General features: G+C 63.6%; 12 protein-coding genes. 6 read left to right on the forward strand and 6 right to left on the reverse strand.

Annotated elements, in window-relative coordinates; all coding sequences use genetic code 11:
• The first annotated feature begins 37 nt into the window (after window positions 1-37).
• The 5 genes from tyrS (at window position 38) to cysK (ending at window position 6,220) form a co-directional block, all read left to right on the forward strand.
• Window positions 38-1,270, forward strand: a complete 1,233-nt coding sequence (gene tyrS / locus GRI68_RS05125) for a tyrosine--tRNA ligase (protein ID WP_160616240.1) — start codon at window positions 38-40, stop codon at window positions 1,268-1,270.
• Between the two features lie 79 nt (window positions 1,271-1,349).
• Window positions 1,350-1,688, forward strand: a complete 339-nt coding sequence (locus tag GRI68_RS05130) for a PilZ domain-containing protein (RefSeq protein WP_160616241.1) — start codon at window positions 1,350-1,352, stop codon at window positions 1,686-1,688.
• A gap of 89 nt (window positions 1,689-1,777) precedes the next feature.
• Window positions 1,778-3,913, forward strand: coding sequence for a TonB-dependent receptor (locus tag GRI68_RS05135; protein WP_160616242.1), 2,136 nt, complete (start codon window positions 1,778-1,780; stop codon window positions 3,911-3,913).
• Between the two features lie 58 nt (window positions 3,914-3,971).
• A complete protein-coding gene (locus tag GRI68_RS05140) occupies window positions 3,972-5,300 on the forward strand; it encodes an MFS transporter (RefSeq protein ID WP_160616243.1) in 1,329 nt (442 codons plus the stop codon).
• Entirely contained in the window at window positions 5,297-6,220 is a 924-nt protein-coding gene (gene cysK / locus GRI68_RS05145) for a cysteine synthase A (RefSeq protein ID WP_160616244.1), read from the forward strand. The genes GRI68_RS05140 and cysK overlap by 4 nt, the downstream gene beginning before the upstream one ends.
• A 53-nt stretch (window positions 6,221-6,273) precedes the next feature.
• On the opposite strand, the gene GRI68_RS05150 is transcribed toward cysK, so the two are convergent.
• The 3 genes from GRI68_RS05150 to GRI68_RS05160 form a co-directional block, all read right to left on the reverse strand.
• Window positions 6,274-8,079 (reverse strand): acyl-CoA dehydrogenase C-terminal domain-containing protein, encoded by a 1,806-nt coding sequence (locus GRI68_RS05150; RefSeq protein WP_160616245.1) that lies wholly within the window; start codon window positions 8,077-8,079, stop codon window positions 6,274-6,276.
• Window positions 8,080-8,115: 36 nt separating this feature from the next.
• Complete coding sequence (locus GRI68_RS05155; protein WP_160616246.1) at window positions 8,116-8,517, reverse strand: MerR family transcriptional regulator; 402 nt, start codon at window positions 8,515-8,517, stop codon at window positions 8,116-8,118.
• A 362-nt stretch (window positions 8,518-8,879) separates the two neighbouring features.
• A complete protein-coding gene (locus GRI68_RS05160) occupies window positions 8,880-9,611 on the reverse strand; it encodes a ComF family protein (RefSeq protein WP_160616247.1) in 732 nt (243 codons plus the stop codon).
• Between the two features lie 60 nt (window positions 9,612-9,671).
• Here GRI68_RS05160 and GRI68_RS05165 point away from each other — a divergent pair, with 60 nt between their 5' ends.
• Window positions 9,672-10,406 carry a class I SAM-dependent methyltransferase gene (locus GRI68_RS05165; RefSeq protein ID WP_160616248.1) on the forward strand — a complete coding sequence of 245 codons (735 nt, stop codon included), beginning with the start codon at window positions 9,672-9,674 and terminating at the stop codon, window positions 10,404-10,406.
• Here GRI68_RS05165 and ppdK read toward each other — a convergent pair.
• The 3 genes from ppdK to GRI68_RS05180 form a co-directional block, all read right to left on the reverse strand.
• Window positions 10,403-13,075, reverse strand: a complete 2,673-nt coding sequence (gene ppdK, locus GRI68_RS05170; protein WP_160616249.1) for a pyruvate, phosphate dikinase — start codon at window positions 13,073-13,075, stop codon at window positions 10,403-10,405. The two genes, GRI68_RS05165 and ppdK, sit on opposite strands and share 4 nt — an antisense overlap.
• A 58-nt stretch (window positions 13,076-13,133) precedes the next feature.
• The gene (gene glyS, locus GRI68_RS05175; RefSeq protein WP_160616250.1) at window positions 13,134-15,524 is read right to left on the reverse strand and encodes a glycine--tRNA ligase subunit beta; all 2,391 of its coding nucleotides are present in this window, start codon (window positions 15,522-15,524) and stop codon (window positions 13,134-13,136) included.
• A 123-nt stretch (window positions 15,525-15,647) separates the two neighbouring features.
• Window positions 15,648-16,559, reverse strand: coding sequence for a glycine--tRNA ligase subunit alpha (locus GRI68_RS05180; protein ID WP_199799716.1), 912 nt, complete (start codon window positions 16,557-16,559; stop codon window positions 15,648-15,650).
• Between the last annotated feature and the right edge of the window lie 5 nt (window positions 16,560-16,564).

Here is a 16,564-nt window from a genome sequence, read left to right on the forward strand (position 1 = left end):
TGCATCCCTTTCGCCCCGTGGTAGCGCGCAATTCATTATGACGACCTACACATCAGACCTGATGCGCGTCCTCGAAACGCGCGGCTATATCCACCAGATCACCGACGCGGAAGAGCTCGACAAGCTCGCCGCCACTCAGGTCGTCCCGGGATATATCGGGTTCGACGCAACCGCGCCTTCGCTCCATATCGGAAGCCTCGTGCAGATCATGATGCTGCGGCGGCTCCAGCAGACCGGACACAAGCCCGTCGTCCTGATGGGCGGCGGCACGACGCGGATCGGCGACCCGACGGGGCGTGACGAGAGCCGCAAGATGCTGACCGACGAGGCGATCGAGGAAAACGTCGCCGGAATCCGCACTGTGTTCGAGCGCCTGCTCACTTTCGGTGACGGTCCGACAGACGCGGTGATGGTCAACAATCACGATTGGCTTGAGGGTCTCGGCTATATCGAGATGCTGCAGAAGGTCGGCACGCACTTCACCGTCAATCGCATGCTGTCGTTCGATTCGGTGCGGCTACGGCTCGAGCGCGAGCAACCGATGACCTTCCTCGAATTCAACTACATGATCCTGCAGGGCTACGATTTCCGCCATCTCAGCCAGGAGATGGGCGTGCGGCTGCAGATGGGCGGCAGCGACCAGTGGGGCAATATCGTCAACGGGCTGGAACTTGGCCGCCGCATGGACGGCACCGAATTGTTCGGCCTGACGACCCCGCTGCTGACCACGGCCGATGGCAAGAAGATGGGCAAGACCGCCGCCGGCGCGGTGTGGCTCAACGAAGCCCAGCTTCCGGCTTATGACTTCTGGCAATTCTGGCGCAATGTCGACGATCGCGATGTCGGCCGGTTCCTCAAGCTGTTCACCGATCTCCCGCTAGACGAGATCGCCCGGCTCGAAGCGCTCGAAGGCAAGGATATCAACGATGCCAAGATCGTCCTCGCCGACGAGGTGACCAAACTTGTACGCGGCGAAGATGCTGCGGAATCGGCCCGCGAAACCGCGCAGGCCACGTTCGATCAGGGCGGGGTGGGTGAAGATCTCCCAACCGTCGAAGTGCCCGATGAAGGGATGACTGTCGCGATGGCCTGCACCGCGCTGGGTCTGACCGCTTCCAACGGCGAAGCGAAGCGAAAGGTCAAGGAAGGCGCGGTCAAGCTCGACGATGAACGGGTTTCCGATCCACAGGAAGTCCTTCGCGTACCGCCCGGTTCGACCCGCCGCCTGAGCGTAGGAAAGAAGAAACACGGCATTCTCGTCGCCAACTGACTCATTCCTTTACCGTTTGTTGTCTATTTTTGGTCAGAACAATTCCCTCGCGACGATTTGACCAGAAGGAGTCGGCGACATGGGTCCAGGTGCACAGCTTTCGGTCACGGACAAGCGCCGCGCGGCGCGACATCCGGTCTCGCATCCCGTTATCGGCGAGCACCGGAACCTCGGCGACGTGCATATGCATATCGCCAATATCTCAGCGCAGGGCTTCATGGTGGAAGGCGCGCTCGAATTCGGCCGCGGCGAACGCGTGACCATCCGCCTGCCCGTCATCGGCCGGATCGAGGCCCACATGATCTGGCAGACCGAAGATCGCGCCGGGTTCCAGTTCGAGCGAATCATTCGGGTCGACGAGTTCGGAATGCTGATCGACGAACTCCAGCCCAATCCTCGCCTCCGCTCTTCTCGCTAAGGCGGGATGAACCGATGAACCGACCTGTCTGGTCGACGAACTGCATCCTTTGGGGATGATATAGTATAACATTACGCTATAGCGGCGGAATGAAACACACGCTTGCATTTCCCTTCGCCCTGCTCGCATCGACGAGCCTCGCCCTCCCCGCCATGGCACAGGATGCGTCGCCGGACGACGATCCGCGTGCCGATCATCGTCACGGCGATGAAAACAGCATAGTCATCGTCGGGAGCATTCCCGACCTGCTGCTGTTCGAAAACGTCCGCACGCTCGATTCCGACCAGATCGCCACCGAACTCGACGGCCAGATCGGCGAAGTACTCGACACCCTTCCTGGGGTCAGCACCAGCGGCTTCGCGCCCGGTTCGTCACGTCCCGTCATCCGCGGCTTCGACCAGGACCGCGTCAAACTGCTCGTCGACGGGATCGGCTCGATCGACGTTTCCGCCCTCTCGGTCGACCATGGCGCGGCCATCGATCCACTGATCATCGATCATATCGATGTTATCCAGGGGCCTGCAGCCCTGCTCTTCGGCGGTGAAGCGATCGGCGGTGCCGTGAACGTCATCGACCGTCGCATTCCGCGCGAAGTGCCCGAGGACGGCCTGCGCGTCGATGCGCTGGCGAGCTACGGTAGCGCAGCGGATTTCCGCGCGCTTTCGGGTTCGGCCGATTACAGCTTCGGCAATGGCTGGGTGATGCATCTCGATGCGGCGCGTAGCGAGAGCGACGACCTGCGGGTCGGCGGCCGTCTGGTCAGCGACGGTCTGCGAGCCGAATTGCTCGAAGAAGCCGACGAAGAGCGCGAGGAAGGTCACCTCGACGAGGCGGCGGAATTCGAAGAAGCGGCCAACGCAACCGGTGTCGTCCCCAACAGCTTTACCGAAACGACCTCGTTCGGTGGCGGCCTCGCCTGGCTCGGCGATCGCGGCTCGTTCGGCGTTTCGCTGCGTAGCTACGATTCGCGCTATGGCGTGCCAGAGCGCCCCGGCAGCGGCCATCACCATGCCGAAGGCGAGGAAGAAGGCGGCGAAGAGGGTCACGAAGAGGAAGGTCCGGTCACGATCGATCTTCACCAGACCCGTGGCGACTTCCGCGGCACGCTCGATCTCGGCGGTTTCTTCGAACAGGCAACGATCCGGTTCGGCTTCGCCGACTATTTCCACACCGAATTCGAAGGCGATGAAGTCGGCACCACGTTCGATCGCACCGCGTTCGAAGGTCGCGTCGAACTGGTCCAGCGCGATCGGGACGGGTGGCATGGCCATATCGGCGCAAGCCTCACGTCGAGCGACATGGAAATCATCGGCGAAGAAGCGTTCTACCCGGGCACCGAGGACCGCAATTATGCCGTCTTCACCCTGCAGAGCTACGACATTGGCGACCTCACCGTCGAAGGTGCATTGCGCGTGGAAAGCGCATCGCGCTCCAACCAGCAAGCCGGGCTAGATCGTGATTTCACGCTCGTTTCGGGCGCGGCGGGCCTGGCCTACCGTTTCGCCGGCGGCGACGCTGTCACCGGCGTGCATTACCTGCGCACCGCCCGCGCACCGAGCGGGGCAGAACTGCTGAGCAACGGCCTCCACGTCGCCACCCAGGCGATCGAGTCGGGTGACCGTACGTTTGGCAAGGAAACCAGCAATTCGGTCGAAGTCTACGGACGTTACGAGACCGATAGCATCAACCTCGCCGCCACCGCCTTCTACATCGATTTCGACGGGTTCATCACGTCGTTCGACAGCGGCGAAGAAGAGGAAGGCTTCCCGATCTACCAGTACAGCCAAGTCCCGGCGACGTTCTGGGGGGTCGAGCTCGACGGTTCGGTGCCGCTGTTCAGCAATGACAGCGTGACCGTCAAAGCCGATGGCGCCCTCGAATATGTGCGGGCCGAACGCTCCGGCGCTACTCCCATCCCCCGCATTCCGCCGCTGCAGATCACGGGTGGACTGTCGGCCGAATTCGGTGCGTTCAGCCTGAACGGCGAAGTCGAGCATAATTTCAAGCAGGACCGGGTCGAAGCCGGTGCCGAGCCGCTCGACGCCTACACGTTGGTCAATGCAGGCATCACGTGGCGCCCGATCGACGACAACGATCGCCTGACCCTGTCGCTCGTCGGTCATAACCTGACCGATACGCTTGGTCGCCGCGCGACGTCCTTCACCCGCGAATTCATCCCGATCGCAGGTCGGGACATCCGCGTAACCGCTCAGCTCAGCTTCTGAGCAATCCCGCTCTCGCTGCGCTATTGGCAAGCCCCCGTGGGCCTGTCATGGCGCAGCGATGAGCACCCCTGACGCCTCGACAGAGCAAACCACCCAGGCGAGCGGCACCGCACCGCTCAAGATCGCGAATTTCCGCAATTACTGGGTCGCGCGCCTCACGATGACGCTCGGCCAGTATGCGATGATGCTGATCATCGGCTGGCAGACATACAGCCTCGCGCGCGACAGCGGCATGGGCGTGGGCGAAGCCTCGGGCCAGCTGGCCCTCATCGGCCTGCTCCAGTTCCTCCCGCTTTTCGTCCTGACCCCGTTCTCCGGATTGGCAGCCGACCGGCTCGACCGGCGCAACGTCGCCCGCGCGACTGTCGCGCTGCAATTCGCCTGTGCCGCGACTCTCGCCGTGCTGACCTGGCAGGACGCGATCACCCTACCCTGGTTGTTTGGCGTCGCGGTCGTTCTCGGCATAGTGCGGGCTTTCAATGGGCCGGCATTGTCCGCCCTCGCCCCCAATCTCGTGCCCAAATCCATCCTGCCCAATGCGATCGCGCTGTCTTCGATCGCCTGGCAGAGCGGAATGATCGTCGGACCGGCGGTCGGCGGCTACTTCTACGCCATCATCCCCTTCCTGCCTTACGCCGTGGCCGCGGCCCTGTTCGCCTGCGCGCTCCTGTTCCTGAGCTTCATCGGAGAGGTTCCGCGCTCGGTGATTCCCGGCGCCAAACGCCCGATCGGCCAGATCGTCGACGGGTTGCAGTATGTCGTGCGCAACAAGATGGTGTTGGGCGCGATCACGCTCGATCTGTTTGCGGTGTTCCTCGCCGGGGCAACCGCTTTGTTTCCGGTCTACGCCCGCGACGTCCTGCAAGTCGGCGAAACCGGGCTCGCCCAGCTTGCGATGGCGCCCGCGATCGGCGCCACGGTCACCGCCGCGTTCTTCTCCTTCCGTCCGCTCAAGACCAATGTCGGACCCAAGATGCTGATTGCCGTCGCCCTGTTCGGCTGTGCGACGATCGTGTTCGGCGTGTCGAAATCCATGCCCCTGTCGCTCGCCATGCTGTTCATCGTCGGCGCAGCGGACATGTTCTCGGTCTATATTCGCCAGTCGCTGATCCAGCTTCATACGCCGGACGACAAGCGCGGCCGGGTGTCGGCCGTCAGCCTGCTGACGATCTCGGCCTCGAACGAGTTCGGCGATTTCTTTTCCGGCAGTCTCGCTTTTCTCATCGGACCGGTGCTTGCCGTCGTCAGCGGCGGGGTCGGCGCTATCGTGACCGTCGCCCTCTGGACAGGCCTGTTTCCCGTCTTACGTAAGACGAGGACCTTCGATCCACCTGAAGCATTGAAGGAAGAGACCCCGGAGAACACACTGCAGGAGCAGATTCCATGAAAGCCGACAACGTCCTCGCCACCATTGGCCGTACGCCGCACATCCGCCTTTCCCGACTGTTTCCCGACCACGAGGTCTGGGTGAAGTCCGAACGCGCCAATCCCGGCGGTTCGATCAAGGACCGGATCGCGCTTGCCATGGTCGAGGCAGCCGAGAAGGATGGGTCGCTTAAACCCGGCGGAACGATCATCGAACCGACCAGCGGCAATACCGGCATCGGCCTGGCGATGGTGGCCGCGGCGAAAGGCTATCGCCTGATCCTTGCCATGCCCGAAAGCATGAGCATCGAACGTCGCCGCCTGATGCTCGCCTACGGAGCCGAATTCCACCTCACGCCCAAGGAAAAGGGCATGAAGGGCGCAATTGCGGGTGCGGAAGAATTGCTCGCGAAGACCGACAATGCGTGGATGCCGCAGCAGTTCAAGAACCCGGCCAATGTCGACGTCCATGTGCGCACGACGGCGCAGGAAATCCTCGAGGACTTCCGCGACACCCCGCCGGCCTATCTGATCACCGGCGTTGGCACCGGCGGACACCTCACCGGCTGCGCCGAGGAACTGAAAAAGACCTGGAGCGATCTCAAATCCTTCGCGGTCGAGCCCGAGGCATCGCCGGTCATTTCGGGCGGCGAACCCGGCCCGCACCCGATCCAGGGCATCGGGGCCGGTTTCATCCCCGACAACCTCCACACCGATGCCATCGACGGCGCGATCCAAGTGGCTGCAGAGGAAGCCAAGGAATGGGCGCGCCGTTCGGCGCGCGAGGAAGGCCTGCTGGTCGGTATCTCGAGCGGCGCCACCCTCGCGGCAATCGCCAAGAAGGCGGCCGAAGTCGACAAGGGCACGCGCATCCTCGGCTTCAATTACGACACCGGCGAGCGTTATCTCTCGGTCCCGGATTTCCTTCCCGAAGAAGGCTGATCCCACGAAAAAGGGCCGCTCCAGGAGCGGCCCTTTCTTTATCTGCAATCGGCTCAGGCTGCGGTCTGGAACGCCTCGGGCGGCAATTCCATCATCGTGTCCGAACCGGTTTCGATCTTGCGACGCAGCGATCCGGCATCCTGGGTGAAGCGGTCGCCATAATAACGTGCGGTCACCAGCTTGGCTTCGTAGAACGCCTTGTCGCCGCCGCCCGCATCGAGCTCGGACTGGGCGATTCGCGCACTCTTCAGCCACATCATGCCGACAGCGACGATCCCCATGATGTGCATGTAATGGTGCGCACCGGCGCCGAGATCGTTCGGGTTGGCCATCGCGTTCTGCATGAACCACATGGTTGCAGCTTTCAGCTCGCCATTGGCCTTCTCGACCTGACCGGCGAGCGTTTCGAGACCGGCGACATCCTTCGCCGCCGCACATTCGTCATCGACCACCTGGAAGAAGGCCTGCACCGCGCGGCCACCATTCTGGGCCAGCTTGCGGCCGCACAGATCCATCGCCTGCACGCCATTGGTGCCTTCGTAGATCTGGGCGATGCGGGCGTCGCGGACATATTGCGACATGCCCCATTCCTCGATGTAGCCGTGGCCGCCATAGACCTGCTGCATGTTGGTCGCGATGTCATAGCCCTTGTCGGTGCCGTAGCCCTTGATGACGGGGGTCAGCAGGCTGATCAGATCATCGGCAGCCTGACGCTCTTCCTCGCTCGCCGCCCCGTGTGAAAGGTCCTGCTGCAAGGCGCCCCAAAGGCAGAATGCGCGAAAGCCTTCGGTGAACGCCTTGCCGTCCATCAACATGCGTCGCACGTCGGGGTGGACGAACAGCGTGTCGGCCGGTTCGTTCGGGTCGGCCGGACCGGTCAGCGCGCGGCCCTGGCGGCGATCGCCGGCGTAATCGACCGCGTTCTGATAGGCGACTTCTGCCTGGCTCAGTCCCTGGATGCCGACGCCGAGGCGCGCGGCATTCATCATAATGAACATCGCGGCAAGACCCTTGTTTTCCTCGCCGACGAGATAGCCGGTCGCGCCGTCATAATTCATGACGCAGGTCGAATTGCCGTGGATTCCCATCTTCTCTTCGATCGAACCGCACATCACCGCATTGCGCTCGCCCGGATTCTGATCGTCGTCGAGCACGAATTTGGGCACGATGAAAAGTGAGATGCCCTTGGTGCTGTCAGGTGCGTCGGGAGTCTTCGCGAGCACCAAGTGAATGATGTTCTCGGACATGTCGTGTTCGCCCGAGCTGATGAAGATCTTGGTCCCGGTGATGGCGTAGCTGCCGTCATTCTGGGGAACGGCCTTGGTGCGAATCAAGCCGAGATCGGTCCCGCAATGCGGCTCGGTAAGGTTCATCGTGCCGGTCCATTCGCCCGAGATCATCTTGGGAACAAAGGTTTCCTTCTGCTCCTGCGAACCCTTGGCGAGGATCGCGGCGACCGCGCCATTGGTCAGGCCAGGATACATGCCGAACGCCTGGTTGGCCGAAGACATGAATTCTTCCATCGCGAAGCCGACCACATGCGGCAATTCCTGCCCGCCGAACTCTTCCGGCGCGGTGAGCGTGCCCCACCCCGCTTCGCGGAACTGCTGGAACGCTTCCTTGAAACCTTCGGGCGTGGTGACCGACCCGTCTTCATGACGGGTACAGCCCTGCTCGTCGCCGACACGGTTGAGCGGGAACAGCACTTCGGAGGTGAACTTGCCACCTTCTTCGAGCACCGCCGCGACGATGTCGGACGAGGCATTGGCAAAGGCCGACAGATTGCCGAACTTCTCGAGCTCGAGGATCTCGTCAATGACGAACTTCGTATCGCGGACAGGGGCGTTATAGCGGGGCATCGGGTACTCCGTTTGAGGGTATGGATTGGTTTGCGACTAGCGCGGCAGGTCGAGTGCGTCGATCTGTCGCACGAATTCGGTGAGTTCTTCGATCGAGGAATCGATATCCTCGCGCTGGCGCTCCAGCTTGGCGATATGCGTGCGGCATTTCTCGACCGTGACGCGGCGCTGCTCGACGCGGCCGTCGCCGAGGTCGTATAGATCGATCATCTCGCGGATTTCCGCCAGGCTGAAGCCTACATTCTTGGCCCGGATGATCCAGGCGAGCCGCGCGCGATCGCGTTGCGAATAGACCCGCTGGAGCCCGTCTCGCTGCGGCTGCACTAGGCCCTCATCTTCATAAAAGCGAAGGGCCCTCGCAGTGACGTCGAATTCGCGCGTCATCTGCGAGATGGCAAAACGCTCGTCGGGATTCTCGATCTGGCTTGCCGCGTTCATGACCTCCAGCTAGTTTCCGTTAACGTAAGGGTCAAGCAGCATCGCGGCAGAAAGTGCGCTCAGCGCGCCGATTTGTTGCAATGAAGTGACAGCGCGGGTCCAAAATCGAGACATTAGCGAATCCCCGTTTTGAGATTCGGCGTTCCTGCTGTTCATTCCCATTCGCGGTTTGAGGGGACCGCATTCTGATCCGTGGCTTCGGCCTGGTTCAGGGAGATCCGGCCAACGCCCCCCTTTTCGGGTGGGCGAGTCGGAAACGAAATCGGTGCCGGGATGCGTGGGGGAACGCATATCGGGGGACTTCGGTCCGGACGCCGGGTTCGTAACCAAAGCGCCCGGAGCTTCGCGGCTTCGGGCGCTTTTTATTGCCCGTCTTCGATTACCCGGGCGAAACAGCCGACCAACACCGTCTCTACGCCAGCCCGCTTAAGCGCCGATACGCAGGCGTCGCTCGTCGCGCCGCTGGTGAGCACGTCGTCGACCAGCAGGACCTTCTTGCCCTTGAGCATCGCGAGGTGCCGCGCATCGACTTGGATCGCACCACTCAGCGTCCGCCGCCGTGCTTTCCGTCCGAGGCCACCCAGCATCGGCGTGGCCTTGGCGCGTACCAATCCGTCGACCAGCAAATGCGCACCGGTTGTGTGCGCTACCTCGCGCGCCAGCAAGGCCGCCTGGTTGTAGCCGCGCCGCCAGATGCGCCAGCGATGCAGAGGCACCGGCACGATGAGCCATGTGTCGTCAACCCGTGTCGCCTGGCGCGCGATCATTCGCCCCATCATCGGCGCCAAGGCGATGCGTCCGCCATGCTTGAGGGACAGCACCAGCTTGCGGGGCCCCTCGCCGTAAAGAGTCGCGGCAGCGATGCCGTCATGCCCTGGCGGATCCTGCAGGCAGGTCCCGCAGATCGAACCGTCGGGCTGCGCGATGTCGAAGGGACGTTGGCACGCGGAGCAACACGGTTCGCCCGGGACGTCGATTTCGGCAAAGCAGGCAGAGCACAGCCCGGCCTGGGCCGCGATCGCCTCGCCGCAGAGCGGACAACGCGGCGGAAACACCGCATCGACCACCGGAGAGAGCGCGTCGCCCCAAGTCATCGTGACCGCTCCGGCGATCTTCGCCCTTGCGATGGGTCGAGCAAGACGACAGGGAGCCGTATGGCCGAACGACAGGTTCCCACGATTTTTTCCCCCGCCCGCCGGATGGCCGCGCGTCGCCGCGCCGATCCGGCCACCGCTTCATATGTGCTCGACGACATGGTCGATGAAGTGATCGAGCGGCTCGCCTTCATCCGACATGAACCGGGCAATGCGCTGATCATCGGCGATCGCACCGGGCGGCTCGCACAGGTTTTGCCAGGGGCGCGTTCGGTCGATCCGGCCGACGGCTTCGACGAGGAGCGACCCTTCCCCGCCGGCGGGCACGATTTCATCGCCAGCCTCGGCACGCTCGACACAGTCAACGATCTGCCCGGCGCTCTGGTGCACTTGCGCGAGGCGCTGGCGCCGGGCGGTTTGATGATCGCCAGCTTCGTCGGTGCAGGCAGTCTCGAGCGGCTGCGCGCGATCATGCACGCCGCCGATGGTGAGCGCCCTGCCCCGCGGCTCCATCCGATGGTCGACATCCGCAGCGGGGCGCAATTGCTCCAGCGCGCGGGCTTCGCCGATCCGGTGGTGGACGGCCACTCGCTCCCCGTACGGTACTCGTCGCTCGGACGCCTGGTGGGCGACCTGCGCGCGCTGGGACTGTCGAACGTGCTCGCAGAACCGGGTCCGCCGCTTGGCAAGGCCGCATTGACAAGGGCCCGGGCAAAGTTCGACGAACTCTCCGATAGCGAAGGCAAGCTATTGGAGAGGTTCGAGATAATCACCCTCAGCGGACGCCGGCGCTAGTCATTCTGTGCAATCGCTGCCTGCGCCGCAGCGAGCCGCGCGATCGGCACGCGATAGGGCGAGGCACTGACGTAATCGAGGCCCACTTCCTCGCAGAAGCCGATGCTCGCCGGATCACCGCCATGCTCGCCGCAAATGCCGAGCTTGATGTCGCCCCGGGTGGCGCGCCCACGCTCGACACCGATACGCACCAGTTCGCCCACCCCGTCGACATCGATGCTGACGAACGGGTCGCGCGCATAGATGCCGCGATCGACATATTCGCCGAGGAATTTGGCCGCATCGTCGCGTGAAACGCCCAGCGCCGTCTGCGTGAGGTCGTTGGTGCCGAAGCTGAAGAACGCCGCATCCTCGGCGATGTCACCGGCCGCCAGCGCGGCGCGCGGCAGTTCGATCATCGTGCCGACGAGGTAGTCGAGCTTGCAGCCCTGCTCTTCGAACACGTCCTTGGCGACGCGATCGACCAGCGCCTTGAGGATCGCGACTTCGCGCCTGGTGGCGGCAAGCGGGATCATCACTTCGGGCAGCGGCGCGTCGCCCGAGCCCTGCTTCACCGCACAGGCCGCTTCGAAGATCGCGCGTGCCTGCATCTCGTAGATTTCGGGGAAGGTGATCCCCAGGCGGCAGCCGCGATGGCCGAGCATCGGGTTGAATTCGTGCAGCTCGCTCGCGCGCCGCTTCAGCCGGTCGACCGAATGGCCGGTCGCCCGGGCGACCTCGTCGTAATCGGCTTCCTTCTGCGGCAGGAACTCGTGCAGCGGCGGATCGAGCAGGCGGATCGTGACCGGGAGCCCTGCCATCACCTCGAAGATCGCTTCGAAATCGGAGCGCTGTTCGGGCAGCAGCTTTTCGAGCGCGGCGCGGCGGCCGGCCTCGTCCTCGGCGAGGATCATCTCGCGCACCGCGGCGATGCGCGAGGCATCGAAGAACATATGCTCGGTCCGGCACAGGCCTATACCTTCGGCGCCGAAGCCGCGGGCGGTGCGGCAATCCTCGGGCGTCTCGGCATTGGCGCGCACGCGCATGCGCCGCGACGCGTCGGCCCACTCCATCACGGTGGCGAAATCGCCGACCAGCTCTGGTTCGATCCGGGCGACCTCGCCCGCCATGACTTCGCCCGTACCGCCATCGAGCGTCACGACGTCACCTTCGGCAAAGCCGCGACCGCCGATCTCGAGCGTGCGCGCAGCGTTATCGATCCGCACCCCGGCCGCACCCGACACGCAGGGACGACCCATGCCGCGCGCGACTACCGCCGCGTGTGACGTCATGCCGCCACGTGCGGTGAGGATACCGCGTGCTGCGTGCATGCCGTGAATGTCCTCGGGGCTGGTCTCGACCCGCACCAGGATGACGTCATCGCCGCCATGCGCCCAGCGTTCGGCCGTATCGGCATCGAGCGCGATCTTGCCCGAGGCCGCGCCTGGCGATGCCGGCAGGCCCTTGGCCACGACATCGCGCTTCGCTGCGGGATCGAGCGTGGGATGAAGCAACTGGTCAAGCGCCATCGGATCGATCCGCGCGACTGCCTCGTTGCGCTCGATCAGGCCTTCGCCTTCCATCTCGACCGCGATCTTGAGCGCGGCCTTGGCGGTGCGCTTGCCGGTGCGGGTCTGCAGCATCCAGAGCTGGCCGCGTTCCACGGTGAACTCGATGTCCTGCATGTCGCGATAGTGCTTCTCGAGCAGGTCGAACACGCGGGCGAGCTCGCCATAGGCTTCGGGCATAGCCTCTTCCATCGAGGCGGGCTCGGCGCCGGCGGCTTCGCGCGCGGCCTTCGTCAGATAGCGCGGGGTGCGGATGCCGGCGACGACGTCCTCGCCCTGCGCATTGATCAGGTATTCGCCGTAATAGGCGCGCTCGCCGGTCGAGGGATCGCGGGTGAAGGCAACGCCGGTCGCGCTGGTATCGCCCATATTGCCGAACACCATCGCCTGCACGTTCACGGCGGTGCCCATGTCGTGCGGGATGTCGTTCAAGCGGCGATAGGTGCGCGCGCGCTCGGTTTCCCAGCTGTCGAACACGGCGCGGATCGCACCCCATAGCTGCTCGTGCGGATCCTGCGGGAACGGGGCGTCCTGTTCGCGCGAGACGATCGTCTTGAATTCATCGACCAGCGCCTGCCAGTCTTCAGACGACATCTCGGTATCTTCGAAGAAACCCTTGTCTTCCTTCGCGATTTCCAGCGCTTCCTCGAACAGGCCGTGATCGAGGCCGAGGACTACGTCCGAGTACATCTGGATGAAACGGCGATAGCTGTCCCACGCGAAGCGCGCATCGCCCGACGTCGCCGCAAGCCCCTGCACCGTTTCGTCGTTGAGCCCGAGATTGAGGACCGTGTCCATCATCCCCGGCATCGAGATCGCCGCGCCCGAGCGCACCGAAACGAGCAGCGGATCGCTCGCATCGCCGAGCGTCTTGCCGACGGTCGTCTCGATATGGGCGAGCGCTTCGCGAACGGCATCGCGCAGTTCGGGCGTGAAGTCGCCACCCTGCTCGAGATAGCGCAGGCATTCCTCGGTCGTGATCGTGAAGCCCGGGGGCACCGGGAGGCCGATGCTGGCCATTTCGGCCAGGTTGCGACCCTTGCCGCCGGTGACGGTCTTGTCCTTCTGACGGGGGTCCGAATGGTCGGCTTTGCCTCCGAAGGGGTAGACCGTCTTGTTCATATTACTGGAACCTCAGCTTAAGCATGGACCGGATGTTACACTGTTCAGGGTTAAGAATTCAGCCCTCGATCCGGGAGAAATCGGCGACGCGGTGAACGGCGTCGCGGAAGCGGGCGAGCAGGTCGAGACGATGGGCGCGCTTGGCCTTGTCGTCGTCATTGACCGTCACCTCCTCGAAAAACGCATCGATCGGCGCGCGCAAGCTCGCCAGCGCGGACATGGCGGCAGCGAAATCTTCCGCTTCGATTGCCTCGGCCACGCGCGGTTCGGCCTCGCCGAGCGCATCGATCAGCGCCTTTTCCGCCTTTTCGGGCGTGTAGGAAAGCGCGGCGGCGTGCTTCTCGCGCATCTTGGCCGCAATCACGTCCTTCATGCCAGGATCGTCGACCAGCGCGAGCGGATCTTCCTCGCCGGTTTGCGCGATCTCGCCCTCGATCCCGTGCCAGTCCTCTTTCTTAAGGATATTGGCCGCGCGCTTGTAGCCTGCGAGCAGATTGGTACCGTCATCGGTGTCCATGAAGGACTGGAGCGCGTGGACGCGGGCGAGGTTTCCGACGATTTCGTCCTTGCGCTCGGCGAGCCCGAAAACCGCATCGATGAGATCATGCCGGACACCCGCGTCGCGCTGCTGAACCTTAAGGCGGTCGACAAAGAAATCGGGTACTGCGCGATATAGCTCAGCGTTATTATGTTCAGCGAACCATGCTTCGAAATCTTCGCGATATTTTTGCTGCCTGAAGACGCGGTTAGCCGCTCTTGCAGTCGCGTAGTCGATCTCGATCCGCAGGTTATTCTGGAGGATGAGTTCGATAACACCCAGAGCCGCGCGCCGCAGAGCAAACGGATCTTTCGATCCTGTCGGTCGCTCTTTGATGACAAAGAACGACACCAAAGTATCCAGTTTGTCCGCCAGACTTACCGCCACAGTTACCGGAGCATTCGGCACATCGTCGCCCTGCCCGACCGGCTTGTAGTGATCGCGGATCGCGTCGGCAACGGCATCGGGCAGGCCCTCGGCGCGGGCGTAGTAGCCACCCATCAGCCCTTGCAGCTCGGGAAATTCGCCGACCATCTCGGTCACGAGGTCGGCCTTGCATAGCCGCGCGGCCTGCTCGGCCATGTCGGCCAAAGAAGCCCTCTCCCGTGAGGGAGAGGGTTGGGTGAGGGTGTTCGACGCCTGCGAGGTGGGAACCCCCACCCCCGGCCCCTCCCCACCGGGGAGGGGAGTATCGGTGACAATCCCCTCTTCGACCAGCCAGCGGGCGAGCTTGGCTACGCGATCGACCTTGTCGGCGACGGTGCCCAACTTCTCGTGGAAGGTGATCCGCTTCAGCCCCTCGGCGTGCTCTTCGAGGGTCTTCTTGCGATCGACATCCCAGAAGAAGCGCGCATCGGCGAGGCGCGCGGCGAGGACCTTGCGGTTGCCTTCGACCACGCGCGCGCCGCCATCCTCCGCCTCGATATTGGCGGTGCAGATGAAGGCGTTGGCGAGTTCGCCCTTTTCGTCCTCGCAAACGAAGTACTTCTGGTTGACGCGCGCGGTGAGCTGGATCGTCTCGGGCGGGACCTCGAGGAAATCCTCCTCGAACCGGCCGAGCAGCGGGACCGGCCATTCGGTCAGCCCCGCATTCTCGATCACCAGCCCCTCGTCCTCGACCAGCTTAAGGCTGGCACCCAGCGCAGCGGCTCTCGCTCCGATCCTGATCTCGTCCTCACGAAGCTTGTGGTTCACGATAACATGCGCATCGGCCAGCTTGCGTTCGTAATCATCGACATTGCCGATTTCGAGCATGCCGTTGCTGTTCAGAACAGTCGGATTCTTGTCTTTGAAAATCTCGAACGGTAGCCCGAAATTGCGCGACTTCGGATCGGATTTCCGGATGCCATGGAAGCGATGCCCCACAGTTGTCCGGCCACTCTTGACACCGTGCACTTCGCAATCGACCACTTCGTCGCCGAGCAGCGCAACGATGCCCGACAGCGGGCGCACCCAGCGCAAGGATTCGGTGCTGATCGAGGCACCGCCCCAGCGCATCGACTTGGGCCATGAAAAGTCGCGGATAATCGCGGGGATCGCTTCGGCTAGCAGGTCCGCTGTCGCGCGGCCGGGTACGTTCTTGACCGCGAAATAGGTCGCCCTGCCCTTCACATCGCGCGTTTCGAGCTGGCCCTTGTCGACCCCCGCCTTGCGGCAGAAACCGTCGATCGCCTGATCAGGCGCGCCGACGGGCGGGCCCTTCAGCTCTTCGCTGACAGCCTCGGTCGCCAGCGGCAGCCCGCGCGCGATGAGCGCGAGGCGGCGCGGGGTCGACCAGACGGTGATATCGCCCGCCTGGACACCGGCGGCATCCATTTCGCGGCGGAACAGCTTTTCGAGTTCGGCGCGCGCGCCCGCCTGCATGCGGGCGGGGATTTCTTCGCTGCGCAGTTCGAAGAGGAAATCAGACATTCGCCGCCTCCGTCGCCCCTGCGCAGGCAGGGGCCCAGATAAGGGCTGTGGCGCGCGCAAGGGAGGTTATCTGGACCCCCGCCTGCGCGGGGGTGACGAAGTACGGTTTAGGACTGGCAGAGATCATTTCGACCACTCCGGATATTTCTCGGCCCAGGCGGGCGCTTCCTTGGCCATATGCGCTTCGCAGCTGCCGCGCGCGAGATCGCGGACGCGGCCCATGTAGCTGGCGCGTTCCTGCACGCTGATCACGCCGCGCGCCTGCAGCAGGTTGAAGATATGGCTGGCCTCGACCGCCTGTTCGTAGGCGGCAATCGGCACGTCGTTGGCGAGCGCGTTCCGACACTCGGCCTCGGCCTTGTTGAACAGGTCGAACAGCGCGTCGGTCTCGGCGACTTCGAAGTTCCACTTCGACATCTGCTTCTCGTTCTCGAGGAAGACGTCGCCGTAGGATACGCCGCGATCGTTGAAGGCGAGATCGTAGACGCTATCGACGCCCTGGATATACATCGCCAAGCGTTCGAGCCCGTAAGTCAGTTCGCCAGCCACCGGCTTGCAGTCGAACCCGCCCATCTGCTGGAAATAGGTGAACTGGGTGACTTCCATCCCGTCGCACCAGACTTCCCAGCCCAGGCCCCAGGCGCCGAGCGTCGGGCTTTCCCAGTCATCCTCGACAAAGCGGATGTCATGCTTGAGCGGATCGATCCCGATCACGCGCAGCGACTCCAGATAGAGGTCCTGGATGTCGGGCGGGCTCGGCTTCAGGATCACCTGATACTGGTAGTAATGCTGCAGCCGGTTGGGATTCTCGCCATAGCGACCGTCGGTCGGCCGGCGGCATGGTTGGACGAACGCCGCGTTCCACGGCTCGGGCCCCAGCGCGCGCAGCGTAGTCGCGGTGTGGAACGTGCCCGCCCCCATCCGCATGTCATAGGGTTGGAGGATCACACAGCCCTGCGCGCTCCAGAAATCGTGGAGCGCGAGGATCATGTCCTGAAAACTGTGTTTCGGGTCGCGTTGGATCGGCGTGTTCATCGTGA

It is taken from the genome of Alteriqipengyuania halimionae (assembly GCF_009827575.1).
GTDB classification, from domain to species: domain Bacteria; phylum Pseudomonadota; class Alphaproteobacteria; order Sphingomonadales; family Sphingomonadaceae; genus Alteriqipengyuania_A; species Alteriqipengyuania_A halimionae.

What these genes read in the sequence shown, in the direction of transcription:
- GRI68_RS05180 (WP_199799716.1), bottom strand. Translation starts at nt 16,559, where the DNA reads ATGAACACGCCGATCCAACGCGACCCGAAACACAGTTTTCAGGACATG.
- GRI68_RS05150 (WP_160616245.1), bottom strand. Translation starts at nt 8,079, where the DNA reads ATGCCCCGCTATAACGCCCCTGTCCGCGATACGAAGTTCGTCATTGAC.
- GRI68_RS05135 (WP_160616242.1), top strand. Translation starts at nt 1,778, where the DNA reads ATGAAACACACGCTTGCATTTCCCTTCGCCCTGCTCGCATCGACGAGC.
- ppdK (WP_160616249.1), bottom strand. Translation starts at nt 13,075, where the DNA reads ATGAACAAGACGGTCTACCCCTTCGGAGGCAAAGCCGACCATTCGGAC.
- cysK (WP_160616244.1), top strand. Translation starts at nt 5,297, where the DNA reads ATGAAAGCCGACAACGTCCTCGCCACCATTGGCCGTACGCCGCACATC.
- glyS (WP_160616250.1), bottom strand. Translation starts at nt 15,524, where the DNA reads ATGTCTGATTTCCTCTTCGAACTGCGCAGCGAAGAAATCCCCGCCCGC.
- GRI68_RS05155 (WP_160616246.1), bottom strand. Translation starts at nt 8,517, where the DNA reads ATGAACGCGGCAAGCCAGATCGAGAATCCCGACGAGCGTTTTGCCATC.
- GRI68_RS05140 (WP_160616243.1), top strand. Translation starts at nt 3,972, where the DNA reads ATGAGCACCCCTGACGCCTCGACAGAGCAAACCACCCAGGCGAGCGGC.
- GRI68_RS05160 (WP_160616247.1), bottom strand. Translation starts at nt 9,611, where the DNA reads ATGACTTGGGGCGACGCGCTCTCTCCGGTGGTCGATGCGGTGTTTCCG.
- GRI68_RS05130 (WP_160616241.1), top strand. Translation starts at nt 1,350, where the DNA reads ATGGGTCCAGGTGCACAGCTTTCGGTCACGGACAAGCGCCGCGCGGCG.
- GRI68_RS05165 (WP_160616248.1), top strand. Translation starts at nt 9,672, where the DNA reads ATGGCCGAACGACAGGTTCCCACGATTTTTTCCCCCGCCCGCCGGATG.
- tyrS (WP_160616240.1), top strand. Translation starts at nt 38, where the DNA reads ATGACGACCTACACATCAGACCTGATGCGCGTCCTCGAAACGCGCGGC.